Below are 19,430 nucleotides of genomic sequence, written 5' to 3' on the forward strand. Positions count from 1 at the left end.
AAACACCCCTGCACCGAAAGGGCCTCGCAGGCCTTAAAAAGTTTCCAGGTACCCCTTCGGCAAGGCCACATCCATGGCGATGGGCAAATGATCCGATACCGGATAACTGATCACCTCGGCACGTCGGATTTCCAGGGAAGGACTGACCATAATGTGGTCCAGGGCCTTTTCGGGCCGCCAACTGGGGAAACTGTGAGCCGTGCCCGGCAGGGGTATCAAGTCGGTTTCTTTCAAGGGCGTTTGGGTCAGCAGCTGCTCTGCATGAGCATTCATATCCCCCATCAGGACTACGTGCCGGTAGTCGGCAATGAGATCCCGCACGTAACCCAGTTGCCGCTGCTGTGCCGCCTTGCTGAGAGACAGGTGCATTTGTACCAGTATGAGCGGATCGTCTTCCGAACCATAGCGGGCAATGATCGCTCCACGGCCAGGAATCAGGCCGGGCAGCTTGTGCTCAGTGACATCCAGAGGCCGATACCGACTCAACAGACCGTTACTGTGCTGCGCGATCTGACCAAGATTGCGGTTTAATTGCTGATACCAGTAGGGAATACCGGCGGCTTCTGCCAGATACTGAACCTGGTTGATATAGCCACTGCGCAAACTGCCACCGTCGCATTCCTGCAACGCCACCACGTCGTATTGCCGCAACAGGGTGGCAATACGGTCGAGATTCTCGATGCGGCGACGATGAGGCAGAAAGTGCTGCCAGCTGCGGGTCAGGTAGTGATGGTAAGACGAGGTATTGATGCCCACCTGGATATTGAAGGTGAGCAGCCGGATATGACGATGGGGCTCGAACTCAGGCACATGCTCGCTACCAGAACAGGCCCCCCGGGGACCTTCCGGCCCCCGGAGAATGCCATTAATCTGATTGCGCAGACGCTTATACATAACAGGGGATTCCCACGCTGAACCTGAACGCGCCCCTCACTACCGGCGGCTCATTCTGCCGCAGCACGTTCCTGCTCGACCAGGTAGTCAACCACAGACAACACGGCCTCATGACCACCTGCCATGGAGGCGCTGACCACGTACTTGCCATTTACCAGCATAGTCGGTGTACCGGTGATGCGCGCGCCGCGGATCTTGGCCTGGGCCTGCTGAACCCGTGCACGAACACCGAAGCTGCGGTAGTTGTTGAGAAACTCCTCGGCATCAACGCCGTGCCCGCTGACGAAATCCGCCAGGGCTTCGGGGGAATTCAGGGGGCGACGTTCACCAGCCAGCGCGGTAAACAGGGCGTCATGAACCTTATCCAGCTCGCCCATGGCCTCTAACGCATAAAAGGCATAAGCATGCGGCTCCCAGCTCTGCCCAAGTGCCGCTGGCAACTTCACGACGTTCACGTAATCGGGAGCCTGATCAGCCCAGGACTCGATCAGTGGTTTGAAGGTATAGCAATGCGGACAGCCGTACCAGAACACTTCAGCAACCTCTACGCCGTCATCGGATGCGGTGCGAACGGGATTATCCAATGTGCGGTAATGGGTGCCTTCAACCCATGACTGAGCCTGCGCAACAGCACCGACCGCCATAGACAGCGCGAAAACAACAACTGTGCCTAGTGTTCTTATCATCGGGAATCTCCGAGTTCGATGTTCTGATGTGCCAACGATTATGACCCAGCAAACCGGGAAAGTTCCACTGCTGGCCAGAAGGGAATGGTTACGGAAAGGTAAGCAGCAAAAACCCCGCCTTGGCGGGGTTTTTACAACTCGCTACAGAAGCCGGACTCAGTTAAGGCCAGAAACGTAGTTTGCCAACGCCTTGATTTCAGCATCGGTCAGGCGGGTGGCAACGTCCACCATGATGTTGGCATTAGAGGTACCAGCACGCTCACCGTCACGATAGGCTTTCAATTGCTTTTCGATGTACTCGGCGGTCTGACCACCCAGTGCCGGGTAGCCTGCAGGCTCATTGCCAACGCCGTTCGGACTGTGACAAGCAGCACAGGCAGGAACGCCGGAGGCCATGTTACCGCCACGGTAGAGTGCCTGACCACGCTCAACCAAATCCGGATCCGCCTGGCCCACAACCATTTCCTGCTCGTTGTAGTAGGCAGCCAGATCCCACAGATCCTGATCAGACATGTTATCCAGCAAACCGGTCATTTCCGCAATGGCGCGATCGCCATTCTTGATATCCACCAATTGCTGATACAGATACTTCTCTCCCAGCCCGGTCAGCTTCGGATACACCGCCATGATCGGCTTGCCACCACCCTCGCCATGACAGCTGGCACACACCGCTGCGTTCTGTTCACCCGCTTCCGGATCCCCTGCCCCGTGAGCCATTGCCGTCAGGCCAACTCCGAGAACAACTCCTGCGATCAGTCTTTTCATGCTCGCTCCGCTTCTCTCATCTTTGCATCTTGAAAGTATTCTTCGTTGTGCAGCCGGCAGGCGCCAATCTGTCTGGCTTTTCACCGGGGCTGACAGCGGCAACGCGCAGCGTCCCGCCGGAAATTGGTGTAGCATTATACATTAATCGCCGATAACTGAAATCCAAAGGAATACCAACCATCGTGGACCCTGATCTGACTCAAAAAAGCGTTTCGTTCAACAGTGCCCGTTTTCTGATCAGCGCGTCCAAACTGGACGAGTGCCCGCCAGACATCGGTGCCGAAGTTGCCTTCGCCGGGCGTTCCAATGCCGGCAAGTCCAGCGCGCTGAACGCCATTACTGCCAACGGCAAACTGGCCCGGACCAGTAAAACACCCGGCCGCACCCGGCTGATAAACTTTTTTACACTCAATAAAGAAAACATGCGCCTGGTCGACCTGCCCGGTTACGGCTACGCCAAGGTCTCCCGAGACATGAAAGACGACTGGCAACAGCATCTGGGGCATTACCTGAATGATCGCCGCTGCCTGCGAGGCCTCGTGCTGGTGATGGATATCCGGCACCCACTCACCGACTTCGACCAAATGATGGTGGAATGGTGCGAGCATAACAACCTGCCGTTGATGATTCTTGCCACCAAAGCTGACAAGCTGAAATTCGGGCAAGCGAAAACGGCCATGCTGGGCATTGCCCAGAAACTGAAACCCTTTGCGTGCGTTGCACACCTGATTATGTTTTCCGCCACATCAAAACGAGGCGTGGATGAATGCCGGGAAGCATTGACAGACTGGCTGGAAGCGCCGGAATCGGAAACCCCCTGATGAAAAAACCGGCCTGCCATCAGACAGGCCGGTGAAACGTCAGGGTTTGCGACGTACCTGAGAACTCACTCAGGAGACGCAGGAAATGTCCGGTTTCCCACGTCACTACCTTTGAACGCGATCGCGGAAAAAAGTTCAATTTTTAACCAACCCCGACAGAAACCCCGGTTTCAGCCCGCGAGGACTCGCCGTTCTGCTCCGGATTTTCCGGCAGCGTTGGCCGATACTTTTCACGTAACGCCAGCACCTGCTCGCGATAATCCGGGGTCAGATAAGGCAATTCCAGAGTCAGCACCTGATAAATACCCTGCTTGAGTTCGGTCAGGGTGAGACTGGCAGGCTCGTCACTGGCGTGGGCGGTCTTCAGAAAAGCCATCCAGTTGGTGATCACCAGCCAGACGTTGAGCGACATGGCCGAACGTAGATCTTCCGGCTGCGGCTCGATGATACCCGCCTCCGCCAGCTTGCCGAAGATCCGATTGATGGCAGCAAGGCATCGATTGGTGAATTCCCGGTAGTCCTGGCGCAGCCGGGTATCGCTGTCCAGCAGATATTCCAGGTCCCGGTGAAAGAAGCGGTAACTCCACAAACCGTCAAACACCGATTCCAGGTAAAAGGTCAGGTCGTCGAGCGTCAGCAGCCGATCCTCCGGAATATCGAGGTAATAATCCACCAGTTTTTCATACTCCTGGAAGATCTCGTAGATGATGTCGGACTTGTTCCGGAAGTGGTAATACAGGTTGCCCGGAGAAATCGCCAGGTGCGCGGCAATGTGATTGGTGGTGATGTTCCTTTCACCCCGCTCGTTAAACAGCTCCAGACTGGATAGCAGAATCTTGTCTCTGGTTTTCATCGTCCCGCCAGTGATTGTTGTTATCTGCATCACGGATGGCCCGATGAGCCAACCGTCATTTCTTGACTGCCTAGAGTATATACTCTAATAATAGCCTCAAGTGCAAATCGTCCAGATTTTAGCCAACCAAAAACAACAGGCTCAGGGTATCGCCCGGCAGCCAATGGGGAGAGAAACATGGGAGCCACTGTCGTCCAGCTCACCGAGAGCAAAAAGCAGATTCAGCACACCCATCGCGTGTTTGAGGACCAGAAGAAGGCGTTCCGGAACAACCCGATGCCGTCTCTGACCGAACGCAAGGAGAATCTGAAACGGCTCAAGCGTGCCTTGCTAAGCCATCAGGACCGTCTGGTAGAGGCCATTGACAGGGACTTCAGCTGCCGTTCCAAAGATGAAACCCTGATTGCCGAGGTAATGCCATCCATCCAGGGTATCAACTACACGCTCAAGCACCTGAACGAGTGGATGAAGCCATCCAAGCGGCACGTCTCCGTTCTGTTCCAGCCCGCCAGCAACAAGGTGCATTACCAGCCCAAGGGTGTGGTCGGTGTGATCGTGCCCTGGAACTATCCGCTGTATCTGGCTGTCGGTCCACTGGTGGCGTCTCTGGCTGCCGGCAATCGCACCATGATCAAGATGTCGGAATTCACTCCGCACACCTCCGCACTGTTCAAGGAAATCATTGAATCCATGTTCCCGGAGGACCTGGTGTCGGTGATTACCGGCGAGGCGGACGTGGCCGCTGATTTCTCCCAGCGCCCCTTTGATCATCTGCTGTTCACCGGTTCCACCTCGGTAGGCAAACTGGTGATGCGCGCGGCCGCAGAAAACCTGACGCCGGTGACCCTGGAACTGGGCGGCAAGTCGCCTGCGATTGTGTCTCCGGATGTGCCGATGGAAGACGCGGCCCAGCGGATTGCTTTCGGTAAGGCATTTAATGCGGGCCAGACCTGTGTGGCACCGGATTACGTTCTATGCCCGGCGGATCGGGTTCAGGGGTTTGTGGATGAGTTCCGCGCGAAGTTTGCGGAGATGTATCCAAGCCTGCGGGATAACGATGATTTCACGGCGATCATCAATGAGCGCCAGTACGATCGCCTGCAGAGCTATCTGGAGGACGCCCGGGCCAAGGGTGCGGAGCTGGTGGAGATCAATCCGGCCAATGAGAACATGAAGGACGGCACCCGGAAGATTCCGCTGACGCTGGTATTGAAAACCACGCCGGATATGAAGGTGATGCAGGATGAGATTTTCGGGCCGATTCTGCCGGTGGTGAGTTACGGCGGTCTGGAGGAAGCCGTTCATTACATCAATGATCGTCCGCGTCCGCTGGCGCTGTATTTCTTTGGCTATGACAAGTCGCATCAGCAGTTTGTGGTGGATAACACGCTGTCTGGCGGTATGTGTATCAACGATGCGTTGATGCATGTGGCGCAGGATGATCTGCCGTTTGGGGGTATCGGTGATTCCGGTATGGGCCATTACCACGGTAAAGAAGGGTTTCTGACCTTCTCCCATCATCGGGCGATCTTTACCAAGCAGAAGTTCAACAGCGGTAAGTTTGTCTATGCGCCGCACGGAACGGCGGCCCATCGGATGGTTTATAAGCTGTTTATTCGCTGAAGCCTGACTGCTTGGTGCAGGGCTGGAGTGTGGTGCGTCTTTCCAAGACACGCCGTGAATACTTCCATGTAAGCTTGAGCAAAACATCCCTGTTTTGCACAGTCTTGGAAAGACGCACCACACCCCAGCCACCGGCACAGTGCCTGCCGCCCTATAACAATAATGTTAAAAGAAGCCTCAACAATGACCACGCCTTCCCCGAAATACTGCCCTGAAGATCGACCTGAGCTTAGCCGACGCAGTTTCCTGAAAACCGGCCTCGGCGGCGCCATGTTCCTGAGCACCGTCAGCATGACCGCCGGCCTCACAGGCTGTGCTACGGCCCCCGCCGGGCGGGTGAGTGCCGTTGATTCCCGTATGGACGCCAGTTACCAGTTCGAGTTTTTGAGCCGGGATGATATTGCCCTGTTCGAGGCGCTGTTGCCGGCGATGTTTGCCGGTGCGCTGCCGGAGGAGCCGAATCAGCGGCAACATGCGATTGCCGGGACCATTGAGCGGATTGATCAGGGCATTGTGATGTTCGGGCCGGCGAATCAGAAGGAGCTGCGCAAGCTGTTTGATCTGCTGAATTTCGCGCCCACCCGGATAACCCTGGCGCGGGTGTGGTCGGACTGGCCGTCAGTCAGTACTGAGAGTGCCGAGGCGTTTCTCAACCGGTGGCGGGATAGCCGGATTGGTCTGCTGAACAACGGCTACATCGCGCTGACCAAGATCAGTAACGTGGCGTTTTATGGCCACGACGCGCACTGGCACTTGTCTGGCTACCCCGGGCCACCCACCTGGGCGGTTGATGCCCTGCCCCAGTTCCACAACGCCTGACCCCATCGCAGATTACGGAGAGCAGTATGTCCATGAACGATCCTATCGCCCGGGGCCTGGCTTCTGGCTGGAATGTGACTGATGCCAGCAAACTGACCACCGATCAAACCGTGGAAGCGGATGTGGTGGTCATCGGCACCGGTGCCGGTGGCGGCACCACGGCGGAGATTCTTGCCCGGCAGGGGCTGTCGGTGATTCTGGTGGAAGAAGGCCGGCTGTATTACCAGAAAGACTTCAAGATGGATGAGCTGACGTCCTATGCCAGCCTGTATCAGGAAGGCATGAGCCGGGTCACCGCCGACGGCGCCATCGCCATTCTGCAGGGCCGCTGCGTGGGCGGTTCGACGACCGTGAACTGGACCAGCAGTTTCCGCACGCCAGACGAAACCCTGAATTACTGGAGCCAGAACCTGGGCTTGAGCGATCTGGCCCCGGACACCATGGCCCCCTGGTTCCAGGGGCGGGAAGAGCGCCACACCATGGCGCCGTGGGTAACGCCGCCGAACTTGAATAACGACATCCTGAAGCAAGGCTGTGAAAAACTCGGCTATTCCTGGCAGGTGATCCCCCGAAACGTCAAAGGCTGCTGGAACCTGGGCTACTGTGGCGTCGGTTGCCCCACCAACGCCAAACAGGGCGCGCTGATGACCACCATCCCTGGCGCCCTCGACAACAACGCCCAATTGTTCCATGGCCTGCGCGCCGACCGGCTGGTGATGAACCAGGACCGCATCGACCACCTGCAAGCCAGCGCCATGGGCCCGAACGGTGTCACGCCCTCCGGCGTCACCGTCACCCTCAAAGCCCGCCACTTCGTAGTCGCCGCCAGCGCCATCGGCTCCCCCGGGTTGCTGCTGCGCTCAGAGCTGCCGGACCCCTACAAGCGCGTCGGCAAACGCTCATTCATTCACCCGGTCAACGCCACCGTCGCCCGTATGCCCGCCAAGGTTGATCCCTTCTACGGTGCGCCGCAGTCGATCTACTCCGACGAATTCAACTTCAAACACGGCGTCGACGGCCCGGTAGGCTACAAACTGGAAGTGCCGCCGCTACACCCGGCCATGGCCGCCGGCGTCGTCCCCGGCCACGGCCAGGAACAGAGAGACAACCTCGGCCAACTGCCCTGGATGCAATCCGTCATCGCCCTGCTGCGCGACGGCTTCCACGAAGACAGCCCCGGCGGCACCGTCAGCCTGCGGGACGACGGCAGCCCGGTACTGGACTACCCCATCACTGACTACCTCTGGCAAGGCATCCGCCAGGCCTACCTCGACATGGCCGAAATCCAGTTCGCCGCCGGAGCCGAAGCCGTCCAGGCCGTGCACCTGGACTCCGGCTGGTACACCAGTTGGAACCAGGCCAAAGACGCCATCAACCAACTCCCCATGAAACCCCACCGCGCCCGCCTGTTCACCGCACACCAGATGGGCGGCTGCGGCATGGGTGCCGACCCGAAAAACTCCGTGGTCAACGGCTTCGGCGAACACCACCAGGTAGCCAACCTGAGCATCCACGACGCGTCCATCTTCCCCACCAGCATCGGTGCGAATCCGCAGTTATCGGTGTATGCATTGGCGGCAAGGAACAGTAACCGGTTAGCGCAGAAGCTAAGAAAGCAAGGCTAGCCTTCGCTCCTGCAATAAGATGAAAACGTGGAAAACTCCCAGAGATTCCGGGGAGACCTGCACTCAGTTGGGTAGCGCTGGTCGGGGGTGTCCTCCCGGGAGTCTTGAGGGCCATGGACGGCCCGAAAGAAGCACACAGGGAAGTGCTCGTAGCGTCTCCCGGGAGGCCACCCCGGACCGGCGCCAGCACCGAAACAAGGCACCATTCGCAAAAGGCCCGGTACACCACGCGGACTACAGCATGTAAACGGTTCCTGCTATCCTACGGCCCATCAACAAAAGGAGCTGTGCATGCCCAAAGTCATCTACCCAGGCACCTTCGACCCAATCACCAACGGCCACACCGACCTCATAGAACGCGCCGGCCGCATGTTCGACGAAATCGTCGTCGCTGTTGCCTACAACCCGAAGAAACAGCCCCTGCTCAACCTCGAAGAACGCTGCGAACTGGTCCGGCAAGCCACCACCCACCTCCCGAACGTCAGCGTCACCGGCTTCAGCAACCTGCTCGCCGACTTCGTACGGGAACAGAACGCCACCGTCATACTCCGCGGCCTGCGCGCAGTCTCCGACTTCGAGTACGAATTCCAGCTCGCCGACATGAACCGCCGCCTGGCCCCGGAAGTGGAGAGCGTGTTCCTGACACCCGCCAACCACCTGTCGTACATCTCGTCGACCCTGATCCGGGAAATCGCCTCGCTCGGTGGCGACATCTCCGAATTCGTCGACCCCGCAGTGGCAAATGCCCTGAAAGAGAAGTTCAGCAAGTCCTGAAGGGATTAAAGCAGTGGCGGCATCGGAATCTCGATGCCATTGATATCCAGAACCAGATCCTGCAGGCGGCCAGTCATGACCAGTTGGTCGCCGGCATCCACCAGCAACCCCTGTTTGATCAAGGGTGCCACCTGCATGCGCACGGCCGGATAGTTCTCAGCCAGGGCCAACGGCATACGGAAGTCCAGCGCCCCGGTTAAGCCCTGCATCACCATCAGCATGTTGGCCCGTTCACTCTCAGACAACTCGGGATGGGACAGATCCAGGCTTCCCTGTACGGCTCCCTCTGGCGTATCCAGGCTCAACTCCCGGATGCCGGCGGAAAATCCGGCGGCCGCCAGCCCGCGAACCGAGTCGTTAAACCGCTGCATCAGGGCCATCTGCTGCTCGAACGCCGCCTGCGGGGATTGACCGGCCTGCGCCGCCATCAGCTGCATGTCGGTCATCACCGAACTGAACTCATTCCAGCTGGCAACATCAAGACCATCTACAGCGAACTCTATCCGGTGCGGGCCGAAGGTACCGTCATCAAAGACAACGGAGTCCAGCTCCAGGGCAATCGAGGAATCCAGTCGCTCGCCTTTTCGGTCTGCCTCGCTATGACTGCTCAGGGCGATACCGTTAAACGCCACGGGTGGCACCTGAGGACCCTGCATGGTCAAGGCATCAATCGTGACCGCACCGGCGCCGGTCCAGATATCACCGGATAACCAGGCAAGGCTCTGCTCCATGTGCACGTTTTCAATGGTGACATTCATCTCCGGCCCGGACAGCACCACCGCCGGCCAGACCACCAGCATGTCGGCTTTTTCACCCAAACGGCCAATATCAATCCGTGCCAGACCACCGCTGCTGCGCAAAACACCACCACCGTGTGGCTCGCTGATCTCGATAGCAGGGGCCTGCAATTCCAGCGTGGCGGAACCCCAAACCCGGGTTTCCAGTGTCAGTTTTGGTTCGTCGTTGGGGAACCAGCCTGCCCCCTCCGGCTGCCAGCCTTCCGTAGGTCTGAAATTCAAGTGGCTGCCAGTAATGCCGTGAGAAACCTGAACCTCAAAATCTATGCGGTTACTCTCGCCCGTGGCCGGGTCCAGAAAGGTGGCTGTGCCAGACACTTCGGAGCTCATCACACCGCGCCGGTACCGATCGGTTTCCATGCGCAGGAATGGCTGGGCATTGTTGACTTCCTCGGTCGCATTCAGCCAATGTTGCTCAGTCAGATAGCCCACGCCCCAGGGGGCTACGCCAGCCACTACCAGTATCGCCGTGCCGGCGATGGTCCAACGTTTAAGATTCAAGGTTCCAATCCTGTTGTGTTTTTATTTCCTGCTGGCCGGGGCCAGCGTATTAATTCGGTTTAGAGGTTAACCGGTCCAGCAACACCAGCTGCGAAGCCAGGCGCTCCTCACCTTCTTCTGGCTGATTCTGTAGATAACTGCCATCAGACTGCAATACCCAGGACTGGCAGTTATCTGAAAGATAGGTATCCAGATCCTCGGTCACCCGCTCGATCAGCGCCGGCTCTTCGATCGGGAAGGCGGTCTCAACCCGGCTCAGCAGGTTCCGCTCCATACCATCGGCGCTGGAACAGTAAACGTCGGGTTTGCCGTTGTTGCCGAAGTAATATACCCGGGTATGCTCCAGAAAGCGCCCGATGATGGACCGCACCCGGATATTTTCTGACAGGCCCGGCACCTGGGGACGCAAGCAGCAGATACCACGAATGATCAGATCAATACTGGCACCGGCCTGGGACGCCCGGTACAGGGCTTTGATCACCTGCGGCTCGGTCAGGGCGTTGAACTTGAAGATAATGCGCCCGTTCTCCCCAAGCCCGGCTTCCCGCTCTATCAGGCTGATCAGGCGATTGTGCAGGGTGAAGGGGGCGTGAAACAACTTCTTGATCTTCAACGCCTTGCCCATGCCGGTCAGCTGCTGGAACAGCTTGTTGACATCGTCACCGATGGATTCGTCGCAGGTCATGAAGCTGTAATCGGTGTACAGCCGGGCGTTACCGGCATGGTAGTTACCGGTACCCAGGTGCACATAACGGCGCAGCCGGCCTTCTTCCCGGCGCACAATCAGGATCATCTTGGCGTGGGTTTTGTAGCCCACCACGCCGTATACCACAATAACCCCCGCCTCCTGCAGACGGCTTGCCAGCTCCAGGTTTTCGGCTTCGCTGAACCGGGCCCGCAGCTCGATAACGGCGGTCACTTCCTTGCCCCGCCGGGCGGCATCCGCCAACGCCTCGACAATTTCGGAGTCGGCTCCGGTACGGTACAGGGTCTGGCGGATCGCCAGCACATGGGGATCTTTCGCCGCCTGACGCAGCAGGTCGACCACCGGGCTGAAGTTTTCATAGGGATGCAATAACAGCAAGGGCCGCTTGCGGATGGCATCAAACATGGATTCCTTGCTGCGAATCTGGCGCGGAATCGAGGGTGAAAAACTGGAATAGGTCAGGTCGGGGCGATCCACCAGGCTGCCAACGGCCATCAGACGGGTCAGGTTGACCGGCCCATGCACCTGATACAGATCCCGCTCGGTCAGACCGAACTCCCGCAACAGAAACTGCACCAACTCCTCCGGGCAGTTGTCGGCCACCTCCAAACGCACTCCGTCACCAAACCGGCGACTCAACAATTCGCCGCGCAGGGCCGACGCCAGGTCTTCCAGGTCGTCCTCCAGCTCAAGGTCAGCGTTACGGGTCAACCGGAACTGGTAACAGCCTTTCACTTCCATGCCCGGGAACAACTCGTCCGCGTGGGCGTGGATCATCGATGACAGAAATACCAGGTTGTCGCCGCCGTCACAGACGTCATCCGGAAGCCGAACCAGACGAGGCAAGGAGCGGGGTGCAGGCACAATGGCCATGCCGGTTTCCCGACCGAAGGCGTCTTTGCCATCAAGTTCAACGATGAAGTTGAGGCTCTTGTTCACCAGGCGAGGGAACGGGTGCGACGGGTCCAGCCCGATGGGGCTGACCACCGGTAATATCTCTTCCTCGAAGTAGTTCCGCACCCACTCTGCCTGGGCCGGCGTCCACTCACGGCGCCGGACAAAGTGAATGTTCTCTTTCTCCAGCTCGGGGATCAGCACGTTATTGATGATGTCGTACTGCTCGTGGATGTAGTCGTGGGCCACCCGGCTGATCTCCGCCAGCACCTGGTCTGGCTGCATGCCGTCCACGCCCACGGTCTCCCGACCGTACTTCATTTGCTGGCGCAGGCCCGCCACCCGGATTTCAAAGAACTCGTCCATGTTGCTGCTGAAAATGCAGCAGAAGATCAACCGGTTGATCAGCGGATGAGTGGTATCCAGCGCCTGCTTCAACACCCGGTAGTTGAACTGAAGCTGACTCAGCTCGCGGTTGAAATAGTTTTCACTGGCGTCCAGATTGATGTCTTCACCCACCGGCGGTACATCTACCGGCGCAGGCACACTCTGGTCACTGATCTCTGCGGTTTGCGCATTCTCGGTTGTCATTACTCTTTATATCCATGGTTATTTCGGGCGCCTTCAAGCCCCTCTATGCCCGCGAACGATCCCTCATCAGTCTCGCCGCGCGCACTGCAAAATAGGTCAGGATGCCGTCAGCACCGGCACGGCGCATGGCCATCAGGCTCTCCATCATCACCGCATCGCCATCCAGCCAGCCGTTCTGCGCAGCGGCCATATGCATGGCGTACTCGCCGCTCACCTGATAGACAAACGTGGGCACCTGCAGTTCGGTTTTCACCCGGTGCACAATATCCAGATAAGGCATGCCCGGTTTAATCATCACCATATCGGCACCCTCGGCCAGATCCATCGCCACTTCATGAATGGCTTCGTCACTGTTGGCCGGATCCATCTGATACGTCGCCTTGTCGGCCTTGCCCAGGTTGGCGGCAGAACCGACCGCATCCCGGAACGGGCCGTAATAGCTGGAGGCATACTTGGCAGAGTAGGCCAGAATCCGGGTATTCACATAACCGGCACCTTCCAGGGCATCGCGGATAGCCGCCACGCGACCGTCCATCATATCTGAAGGGGCAACCACATCAGCCCCCGCATCGGCATGGGACAACGCCTGGTTCACCAGAGCTTCAACGGTGACATCGTTCAACACATAACCGTTATGATCAATAATGCCATCCTGGCCATGGGTGGTGAACGGGTCCAGGGCAACGTCGGTGATCACGCCCAGTTCCGGCTGAGCTTTCTTCAGGGCACGAACCGCCCGCTGAGCCAGACCGTCCGAATCCCAGGCACCCGAGCCAGACAGATTCTTCCTCTCAGCAGGGACGACCGGAAACAGCGCCACCGCCGGAATGCCCAGCTCCACCAGTTCCGCAGCCTGCTCCACCAGAAGATCGACGCTCAGGCGCTCCACCCCCGGCATGGACGGCACCGCCTCACGCTGGTTCTCGCCTTCAAGCACAAACACCGGGTAGATCAGGTTATCAGGCGACAGCTGACTTTCCCGAACCAGTCGGCGGGAAAAATCACTGGCGCGGTTACGACGCAAACGGGTCGACGGATAGGCTCGGCTTGAGATCGGCGGGCGCTGTTTGGACACGGATAACCTCCTGAATATGGATGGCTTTGGAAAGTGATGACATCATACACCCCAGAGGCCACGCATTGCAGGTTTGAGCCCAGTGTGCCGTTGACCGATGACAATCCAGTGACAAAAAACGGACGGCCCTGCCTCAGAATGACAGTCGCCGCCCGCCAACGAAGGGAATCAGATGGATCGGTTGTTAAACCCTACTTCCACCTTGCGTGGGGAGTCCGCACGGAAGGTGGTGTCCACCTCCTGTATCCGACCGCCACTTTGCAGGAATGCTTCGATATCAGCCTGCAACTGGGCCCTGACCCGTGCCCTGCCGGCAATGGAATGGTTATCGTCACTGTCGCTGGTCCAGTTACCGGACTGCTCCAGATTGCTTTCGTCGAATTCACTCATGGTATTTTCTCCATCAACGAAAACAGAACTACAAGTACTGTTGGCTCTACGCCTGACAGCACCCCGTCTCGACCGCCGGCCGCCTGCGGCCCCGTCTTGGCGTCTTTATAATCCGGTTTTGGTGACGACGCTATTTCCTGACAACCACTTTTTTGTAACTTTTTGTATCCAATCTCAAGCCCATGATTTTAAAGATGTCTTGTATGACAAAACAAACAACTGCAAATTGACACAAAGAATGAACCATGATTCACTACTTGTAAGGAGCCGGCATGGCCTATCGTGAAACCGAAAAGATGCGCGAACGGAAAGCCCGGGCACGCCAGAACATCATCGAGCGCACCTGGGAATGTGTCGCTGAAGGTGGCTTCCGAAGCGCCCGCATCACCCGGATTGCCGGCCTGGCCGGCGTCGCCACTGGCACCATCTATCGGCATTTCGAGTCCCGCGAGGACCTTTTTGCCGAAATCTTCCGGTTGGCCACCCAGCGGGAAGTCGACAAAGTGGCCGAAGCGCTCAACGTATCCGGGAACGCCGTTGAACGCCTCGACAACGCCTTGAGGAAATTTGCCCAGAGGGCCCTCAAAGGCCCCATGAAAGCCTGGGCCCTGATCGCCGAACCGGTGGATCCGAAGGTAGAAGAAGAGCGACTGGTTTACCGAAAGGCTTACGCCAGCTTGTTTGAACAAGCGATCCGGGATGGCATAGCCGAAGGCTGCATACCGAACCAGAACGCACGGCTCGCCAGTACCTGCCTGGTGGGCGCGATATCAGAATCCCTGGTGGGGCCCCTGTCACCAACCCAGACAGACATACCGCCGGGGCAAGACAACAACGAAGATGAGCTGGTCAACACCATCGTCTGCTTCTGCATACGGGGGTTGACCGGCACCAGGAGCTAACCATGAACAGCCCGCAGCGCAAGACCGAGTCCACCGCCGACAACCGCTACCTGTCGGCCACCCACGAGGTGATCAACCAGCCACGACCGCTGGAGAACTACAACCTCTACGAACAGGACACCGCGCTGCGGGAGGCGGTACTGCGAGAGGGCGCCGGCTTCGCCAACGACGACCTGAGTCAGTTTGGCGCCTGGGCCGGCCAGGCGGATACCATTGACCTGGGCAACCAGGCCAACGCCAACAAACCCTCCTTCCGCACCCACGATCGCTACGGCCACCGGGTAGATGAGGTGACCTTCCACCCGGCCTACCACGAACTCATGCGCGTGGCCCTGGAGAACGGCCTGCACAGCTCGCCCTGGACCAACCCCGGCAAGGGCGCCCACGTCGCCCGCGCCGCCAAATACTACCTGCACTCCCAGGTAGAAGCGGCCCATTGCTGCCCGATCACCATGACCTTCGCGGCCATCCCGTCGATCCAGAACCAGCCAGACCTGGCCAAACTCTGGGCCCCGAAAATCCTGGCCAACGAATACGACAGCCGCAACGTACCAGACACCGACAAAACCTCCGTGACCATCGGCATGGCCATGACCGAGAAACAGGGCGGCAGTGACGTACGTGCCAACACCACCGTGGCCTACCCGACAGGCCAGGAAGGCCCGGGCCAGCCCTACGAACTGGTCGGCCACAAATGGTTTGTCTCTGCCCCCATGTGCGACGCTTTCCTGGTCCTGGCCCAGACCACCAGCGGCCTGTCCTGCTTCCTGATGCCTAGATGGCGCCCGGACGGCACAAAGAACCCCTGGCAGGTACAGCAGCTGAAAAACAAAATGGGCAACGTTGCCAACGCCTCCAGCGAAGTGGAAATCCGCGGCGCCCTGGCGTGGATGGTCGGTGAAGAAGGGCGCGGCGTCAGAACCATCATTGAAATGGTCGCCATGACCCGCTTCGACTGCATGATCGGCAGCGCCGCCGGCATGCGCCAGGCCGTCGCCCAGGCCAGCCACCACTGCCACAACCGCAGCGCCTTCGGCGCAACCCTCAGCGACCAGCCGCTGATGCAGAACGTCCTGGCCGACCTGATCATCGAAAACGAAGCCGCCCTCGCCTACACCATGCGCGTAGCCCGGGCGATGGACAACCAGAACAACGAACACGAACGCCTGCTGGCCCGCCTGGCCACCCCCGTAGGCAAATACTGGATCTGCAAACGCACCCCCAACCACGCCTACGAAGCCATGGAATGCATCGGCGGCAGCGGCGTGATGGAAGACTGCATCATGCCCCGACTGTTCCGGGAGTCTCCGGTCAACGCCATCTGGGAAGGCAGCGGCAACGTCCAATGCCTCGACACCCTCCGCGCCCTGCAGAAAGAACCCGAAACCCTGGACGCCTTCTTCAAAGAAGCCGCCGAAGCCCGTGGCACCGACCGCCGCTTCGACCAGTTCCTGGCCCAGCTCCAGCACGACTTCGCCGACATCAGCGACTTCCAGTACCGGGCCCGCAACCTCGTCGACCGCATGGCCCTGACCATGCAAGGCTCCCTGCTGCTGCGCTTTGGCGATAAAAACGTCGCAGACGCCTTCTGCGCCTCAAGACTGCAATCCAGCGGCGGCATGAACTACGGCAACCTGCCCTCCGGCACCAACCCGGCGGCGATTATCAAACGGGGGACGCCTGTAGTAGGCTAGGGGAAACCCAGACAGCCCGTCCCGAAAGCCAGGGCAACCGGCTGAAGCGACTCCCCGTATACCGTTCGGGAAGCGGTGAGGGTGGGCTGTTCAAAACCTTGCGGAGCCATGGATGGCGGAGCAGAGCGTACAAGGACGTATCCACAGCGTGTTTTGAACAGCCCACCCTCACCGCTTCCTGCACCAAACGAGCCAAACCAGACATGTCAGAAGCCCTGAGAAAACTGCTCAAAGAAGGCAAAAACCCACAACAGCACCAGGACATCACCCCCCACGTAGGCGTCCTCACCCTACACTTCCAGCTCTACGCCTGCGAAGACCTCAAAGCCAAACGCAAAGCCTTCACCGCCATGAAAGCCATCTGGGGCAAAGAACCCGACCTCGCCGTCGCCGAAACCGCCGACCACGACGCCCTCGACTGCGCCACCTGGACCATCGCCGCCCTCGGCGCCAGCGCCCAGCAAATCACCCAGCGCCTCGACCAGATTGAAAAAGACATCCAGGACCGCATCGACGCCGCCATCCTCGACGTCCACCGGGAAATCCTCTGACCCCAACAGAGGCCAAAATCCCCATGGCCCTCGAGGCATAGCGTCATTCCTGTTCAGGCCTTATACTACCGCCCCTCAGGGAATACATGACCTGCAAGCACGCAGGCTATACTACGAGTGTCGGGCAACGCCCGGCTTCGTCCGCCAGGTTTCCGGAACCGACCTTGCGGATAACCACTGAAAGAAGTGTGTGGCTCTATGACCGGAAAGAAAAAATCCGCCCAGGCCTCCGTTGAGGCCATGTATCGCGTATTCACGGTGCCCGAGGCGCCGGAATCCACCCTGAGCCGCATCGACCAGAACATCTCCCGGAACCTGGCGGGCTTCCTCCAGGAACACATCGTCGCCGTTGAACGCGACCTGAGCGATGTCGAAAAAAACTTCGCCGACTCCGTGATTCCGGAAAAGCCGGTATTCGTCTCCGAACAGGCCCAATTCCTGCTCGACAAACTGGTCGCCAACTCGGTGCACACCGCCTCACCGGCATTCATCGGCCACATGACCTCGGCACTGCCCTACTTCATGCTGCCGCTGTCCAAAATCATGATTGCCCTGAACCAGAACCTGGTAAAAACCGAAACCTCCAAGGCCTTCACGCCGCTGGAGCGCCAGGTACTGGGCATGATTCACCGGCTGGTGTACCAGCAGGACGGCTCCTTCTACCGCAAATGGATGCACGACCCCCGGCACGCCCTGGGCGCCATGTGCTCCGGCGGCACCGTTGCCAACCTCACCGCCCTGTGGGTCGCCCGCAACCGCGCCTTCCCCGCCGAAGGCAGCTTCCGCGGCCTGCACGAAGAAGGCCTGTTCCGGGCACTGAGGTATTACGGCTGCGAAGGCGCCGCCATCGTTGTCTCCAAGCGCGGCCACTATTCCCTGCGCAAAGCCGCCGACGTACTCGGCCTGGGCCGCGACGCCCTGGTGCCGGTGGAAACCGACGAATTCAACCGTATCCAGCCCGATGCCCTGCGGGACAAATGCCTGGAACTGCAGAAACAGAAAATCAAAGTCATGGCCATCTGCGGCGTGGCCGGCACCACCGAAACCGGCAACGTCGACCCGCTGGACGCCATGGCCGACATCGCCCGGGAATTCGGCGCCCACTTCCACGTCGACGCCGCCTGGGGCGGGCCAACCCTGTTCTCCCGCACCCACAAACACCTGCTGCGCGGCATCGAAAAAGCCGACTCGGTCACCTTCGACGCCCACAAACAGCTCTACGTACCCATGGGCGCCGGCCTGGTGGTCTTCAAAGACCCCAGCCTCGCCAGCGCGGTAGAACACCACGCCCAGTACATCATCCGGAAAGGCTCCCGGGATCTCGGCAGCACCACCCTGGAAGGCTCCCGCCCGGGCATGGCCATGCTGATTCACTCCGGCCTGAAAATCCTCGCAAGAGAAGGCTACGAAATCCTCATCGACCAGGGCATAGACAAAGCCAAAACCTTTGCCAACATGATCGATGAACAACCGGATTTCGAACTGGTCACCCGGCCGGAACTGAACATCCTGACCTACCGCTATTGCCCGGAAGACGTACGTCAGGCACTGGCCATGGCCGACGAACTACAGGCAGAGAAAATGAACACCTGCCTGAACCGAATCACCAAATTCATCCAGAAAACCCAGCGGGAGCGGGGCAAGGCATTCGTCTCCCGAACCCGACTGGAGCCTGCCCGCTACTACCACTTCCCGTGCATCGTCTTCCGAGTGGTCCTCGCCAACCCGTTAACAACACCGGACATTCTGGAAGACATACTGAAAGAACAACGGGAGTTATCGAAGGAAGACGGCATTGCCGATGAGATTGAAATCCTGCATCAGATGGCAGCGGCCGTTTTAACGCAGAATCGCAAAGAGGCAAAGCAAGCATAAAAGAAGCCGAAGGTGGCCCAACTTACTTCAGACCGGGCCGCGGAAGTCCTTTCAAAGTTCTGCGAAACGAATCGATACCACGGAAGGCTGCGGGGCGGGGCTTGTGGGAGCCCTTTCCAAAACCTTGCGGAGCCATGGATGGCGGAGCAGAGCGTACAGGGAAGTATTCACAGCGTGTTTTGGAAAGGGCTCCCACAAGCCCCAACCTACTCCGAAAACGAACTTACTCCGAAGCCCGAAGCCAAAACCAGAATCAGTAAAGCGCCTCTTCGTCATCCAGCACCTCGTGCAGGATCTCCAGAAACATCTTATCTGCCTCACTCCAGTTCTCCGGAATCCGGATGGTGGTGTTGGCACTGATCTCGCGGGCGATCAACTCATCGGAATTCGGCTGCCCCTTGTACTTACGGGCAATATCCATGGATTTAACCGCAATGGTCGGCTCGCTCATCACCTTCTTGATGAACACCCGCAACTCTTCAATCATCTTGGCCTGACGGCTCTCGGAAGATGAACTCATTCCTGACTCCCCGATTATGGATAGCGTTAAAGCAATGCGGCCCGCTCGGGGCCTGATGTCCATAGTATGGCCAA

Annotated in this window: 18 protein-coding genes; 9 read left to right on the forward strand and 9 right to left on the reverse strand. The window is 58.7% G+C overall.

Translation table 11 applies throughout. The annotated features are described in order from the left end of the window. Window positions 1-33: 33 nt before the first annotated feature. From J122_RS01490 to J122_RS01500, 3 genes are all read right to left on the reverse strand, one after another. Window positions 34-894: an endonuclease/exonuclease/phosphatase family protein gene (locus J122_RS01490; RefSeq protein ID WP_061330822.1), complete on the reverse strand. Its 861-nt coding sequence runs from the start codon at window positions 892-894 to the stop codon at window positions 34-36. 50 nt (window positions 895-944) lie between these two features. Further along, a complete protein-coding gene (locus J122_RS01495) occupies window positions 945-1,580 on the reverse strand; it encodes a thiol:disulfide interchange protein DsbA/DsbL (protein WP_061330823.1) in 636 nt (211 codons plus the stop codon). A 156-nt stretch (window positions 1,581-1,736) separates the two neighbouring features. After that, window positions 1,737-2,345 (reverse strand): c-type cytochrome, encoded by a 609-nt coding sequence (locus tag J122_RS01500; protein ID WP_061330824.1) that lies wholly within the window; start codon window positions 2,343-2,345, stop codon window positions 1,737-1,739. Window positions 2,346-2,527: 182 nt separating this feature from the next. Between J122_RS01500 and yihA the strand changes: the two genes are divergently transcribed. Continuing rightward, window positions 2,528-3,166, forward strand: a complete 639-nt coding sequence (yihA, locus tag J122_RS01505) for a ribosome biogenesis GTP-binding protein YihA/YsxC (RefSeq protein WP_061330825.1) — start codon at window positions 2,528-2,530, stop codon at window positions 3,164-3,166. A 142-nt stretch (window positions 3,167-3,308) separates the two neighbouring features. On the opposite strand, the gene J122_RS01510 is transcribed toward yihA, so the two are convergent. Continuing rightward, window positions 3,309-4,019: a TetR/AcrR family transcriptional regulator gene (locus J122_RS01510; protein ID WP_061330826.1), complete on the reverse strand. Its 711-nt coding sequence runs from the start codon at window positions 4,017-4,019 to the stop codon at window positions 3,309-3,311. 177 nt (window positions 4,020-4,196) lie between these two features. Between J122_RS01510 and J122_RS01515 the strand changes: the two genes are divergently transcribed. The 4 genes from J122_RS01515 to coaD all read left to right on the forward strand — a co-directional run bounded on the left by J122_RS01515 (window position 4,197) and on the right by coaD (window position 8,860). Next, entirely contained in the window at window positions 4,197-5,642 is a 1,446-nt protein-coding gene (locus tag J122_RS01515) for a coniferyl aldehyde dehydrogenase (protein ID WP_061330827.1), read from the forward strand. A gap of 183 nt (window positions 5,643-5,825) precedes the next feature. Continuing rightward, window positions 5,826-6,461 (forward strand): hypothetical protein, encoded by a 636-nt coding sequence (locus J122_RS01520; protein ID WP_061330828.1) that lies wholly within the window; start codon window positions 5,826-5,828, stop codon window positions 6,459-6,461. A gap of 26 nt (window positions 6,462-6,487) precedes the next feature. Further along, complete coding sequence (locus tag J122_RS01525; RefSeq protein WP_061330829.1) at window positions 6,488-8,086, forward strand: GMC family oxidoreductase; 1,599 nt, start codon at window positions 6,488-6,490, stop codon at window positions 8,084-8,086. Window positions 8,087-8,377: 291 nt separating this feature from the next. Further along, window positions 8,378-8,860, forward strand: coding sequence for a pantetheine-phosphate adenylyltransferase (gene coaD / locus J122_RS01530; protein WP_061330830.1), 483 nt, complete (start codon window positions 8,378-8,380; stop codon window positions 8,858-8,860). 5 nt (window positions 8,861-8,865) lie between these two features. Here the strand turns inward: coaD and J122_RS01535 are convergent, their stop codons facing one another. The 4 genes from J122_RS01535 to J122_RS01550 all read right to left on the reverse strand — a co-directional run bounded on the left by J122_RS01535 (window position 8,866) and on the right by J122_RS01550 (window position 13,814). After that, window positions 8,866-10,158, reverse strand: coding sequence for a DUF945 family protein (locus tag J122_RS01535; RefSeq protein ID WP_061330831.1), 1,293 nt, complete (start codon window positions 10,156-10,158; stop codon window positions 8,866-8,868). 49 nt (window positions 10,159-10,207) lie between these two features. Beyond that, window positions 10,208-12,349: a polyphosphate kinase 1 gene (ppk1, locus tag J122_RS01540; RefSeq protein ID WP_061330832.1), complete on the reverse strand. Its 2,142-nt coding sequence runs from the start codon at window positions 12,347-12,349 to the stop codon at window positions 10,208-10,210. A gap of 43 nt (window positions 12,350-12,392) precedes the next feature. Continuing rightward, a complete protein-coding gene (hemB, locus tag J122_RS01545; RefSeq protein WP_171039992.1) occupies window positions 12,393-13,424 on the reverse strand; it encodes a porphobilinogen synthase in 1,032 nt (343 codons plus the stop codon). Window positions 13,425-13,592: 168 nt separating this feature from the next. Further along, window positions 13,593-13,814, reverse strand: a complete 222-nt coding sequence (locus J122_RS01550; protein WP_061330833.1) for a hypothetical protein — start codon at window positions 13,812-13,814, stop codon at window positions 13,593-13,595. A 272-nt stretch (window positions 13,815-14,086) separates the two neighbouring features. On the opposite strand from J122_RS01550, the gene J122_RS01555 reads away from it, so the two are divergent. From J122_RS01555 to panP, 4 genes are all read left to right on the forward strand, one after another. Further along, window positions 14,087-14,716 (forward strand): TetR/AcrR family transcriptional regulator, encoded by a 630-nt coding sequence (locus J122_RS01555; RefSeq protein WP_061330834.1) that lies wholly within the window; start codon window positions 14,087-14,089, stop codon window positions 14,714-14,716. 2 nt (window positions 14,717-14,718) lie between these two features. Beyond that, complete coding sequence (locus J122_RS01560) at window positions 14,719-16,410, forward strand: isovaleryl-CoA dehydrogenase (protein WP_061330835.1); 1,692 nt, start codon at window positions 14,719-14,721, stop codon at window positions 16,408-16,410. 203 nt (window positions 16,411-16,613) lie between these two features. After that, window positions 16,614-16,961, forward strand: coding sequence for a DUF503 domain-containing protein (locus J122_RS01565; RefSeq protein ID WP_061330836.1), 348 nt, complete (start codon window positions 16,614-16,616; stop codon window positions 16,959-16,961). A gap of 198 nt (window positions 16,962-17,159) precedes the next feature. Then, window positions 17,160-18,836 (forward strand): pyridoxal-dependent aspartate 1-decarboxylase PanP, encoded by a 1,677-nt coding sequence (gene panP, locus J122_RS01570; RefSeq protein ID WP_061330837.1) that lies wholly within the window; start codon window positions 17,160-17,162, stop codon window positions 18,834-18,836. A 253-nt stretch (window positions 18,837-19,089) separates the two neighbouring features. On the opposite strand, the gene J122_RS01575 is transcribed toward panP, so the two are convergent. After that, the gene (locus tag J122_RS01575; protein WP_058091522.1) at window positions 19,090-19,356 is read right to left on the reverse strand and encodes a hypothetical protein; all 267 of its coding nucleotides are present in this window, start codon (window positions 19,354-19,356) and stop codon (window positions 19,090-19,092) included. Window positions 19,357-19,430: the final 74 nt, after the last annotated feature.

Origin of the sequence: Marinobacter excellens LAMA 842 (assembly GCF_001574445.1) — a bacterium.
GTDB lineage: Bacteria > Pseudomonadota > Gammaproteobacteria > Pseudomonadales > Oleiphilaceae > Marinobacter > Marinobacter shengliensis.

Coding starts and splice junctions, on each gene's coding strand:
- J122_RS01490 (WP_061330822.1), bottom strand. CDS start 894: ATGTATAAGCGTCTGCGCAATCAGATTAATGGCATTCTCCGGGGGCCG.
- J122_RS01495 (WP_061330823.1), bottom strand. CDS start 1,580: ATGATAAGAACACTAGGCACAGTTGTTGTTTTCGCGCTGTCTATGGCG.
- J122_RS01500 (WP_061330824.1), bottom strand. CDS start 2,345: ATGAAAAGACTGATCGCAGGAGTTGTTCTCGGAGTTGGCCTGACGGCA.
- J122_RS01510 (WP_061330826.1), bottom strand. CDS start 4,019: ATGAAAACCAGAGACAAGATTCTGCTATCCAGTCTGGAGCTGTTTAAC.
- J122_RS01515 (WP_061330827.1), top strand. CDS start 4,197: ATGGGAGCCACTGTCGTCCAGCTCACCGAGAGCAAAAAGCAGATTCAG.
- J122_RS01520 (WP_061330828.1), top strand. CDS start 5,826: ATGACCACGCCTTCCCCGAAATACTGCCCTGAAGATCGACCTGAGCTT.
- J122_RS01525 (WP_061330829.1), top strand. CDS start 6,488: ATGTCCATGAACGATCCTATCGCCCGGGGCCTGGCTTCTGGCTGGAAT.
- coaD (WP_061330830.1), top strand. CDS start 8,378: ATGCCCAAAGTCATCTACCCAGGCACCTTCGACCCAATCACCAACGGC.
- ppk1 (WP_061330832.1), bottom strand. CDS start 12,349: ATGACAACCGAGAATGCGCAAACCGCAGAGATCAGTGACCAGAGTGTG.
- J122_RS01550 (WP_061330833.1), bottom strand. CDS start 13,814: ATGAGTGAATTCGACGAAAGCAATCTGGAGCAGTCCGGTAACTGGACC.
- J122_RS01555 (WP_061330834.1), top strand. CDS start 14,087: ATGGCCTATCGTGAAACCGAAAAGATGCGCGAACGGAAAGCCCGGGCA.
- J122_RS01560 (WP_061330835.1), top strand. CDS start 14,719: ATGAACAGCCCGCAGCGCAAGACCGAGTCCACCGCCGACAACCGCTAC.
- J122_RS01565 (WP_061330836.1), top strand. CDS start 16,614: ATGTCAGAAGCCCTGAGAAAACTGCTCAAAGAAGGCAAAAACCCACAA.
- panP (WP_061330837.1), top strand. CDS start 17,160: ATGACCGGAAAGAAAAAATCCGCCCAGGCCTCCGTTGAGGCCATGTAT.
- J122_RS01575 (WP_058091522.1), bottom strand. CDS start 19,356: ATGAGTTCATCTTCCGAGAGCCGTCAGGCCAAGATGATTGAAGAGTTG.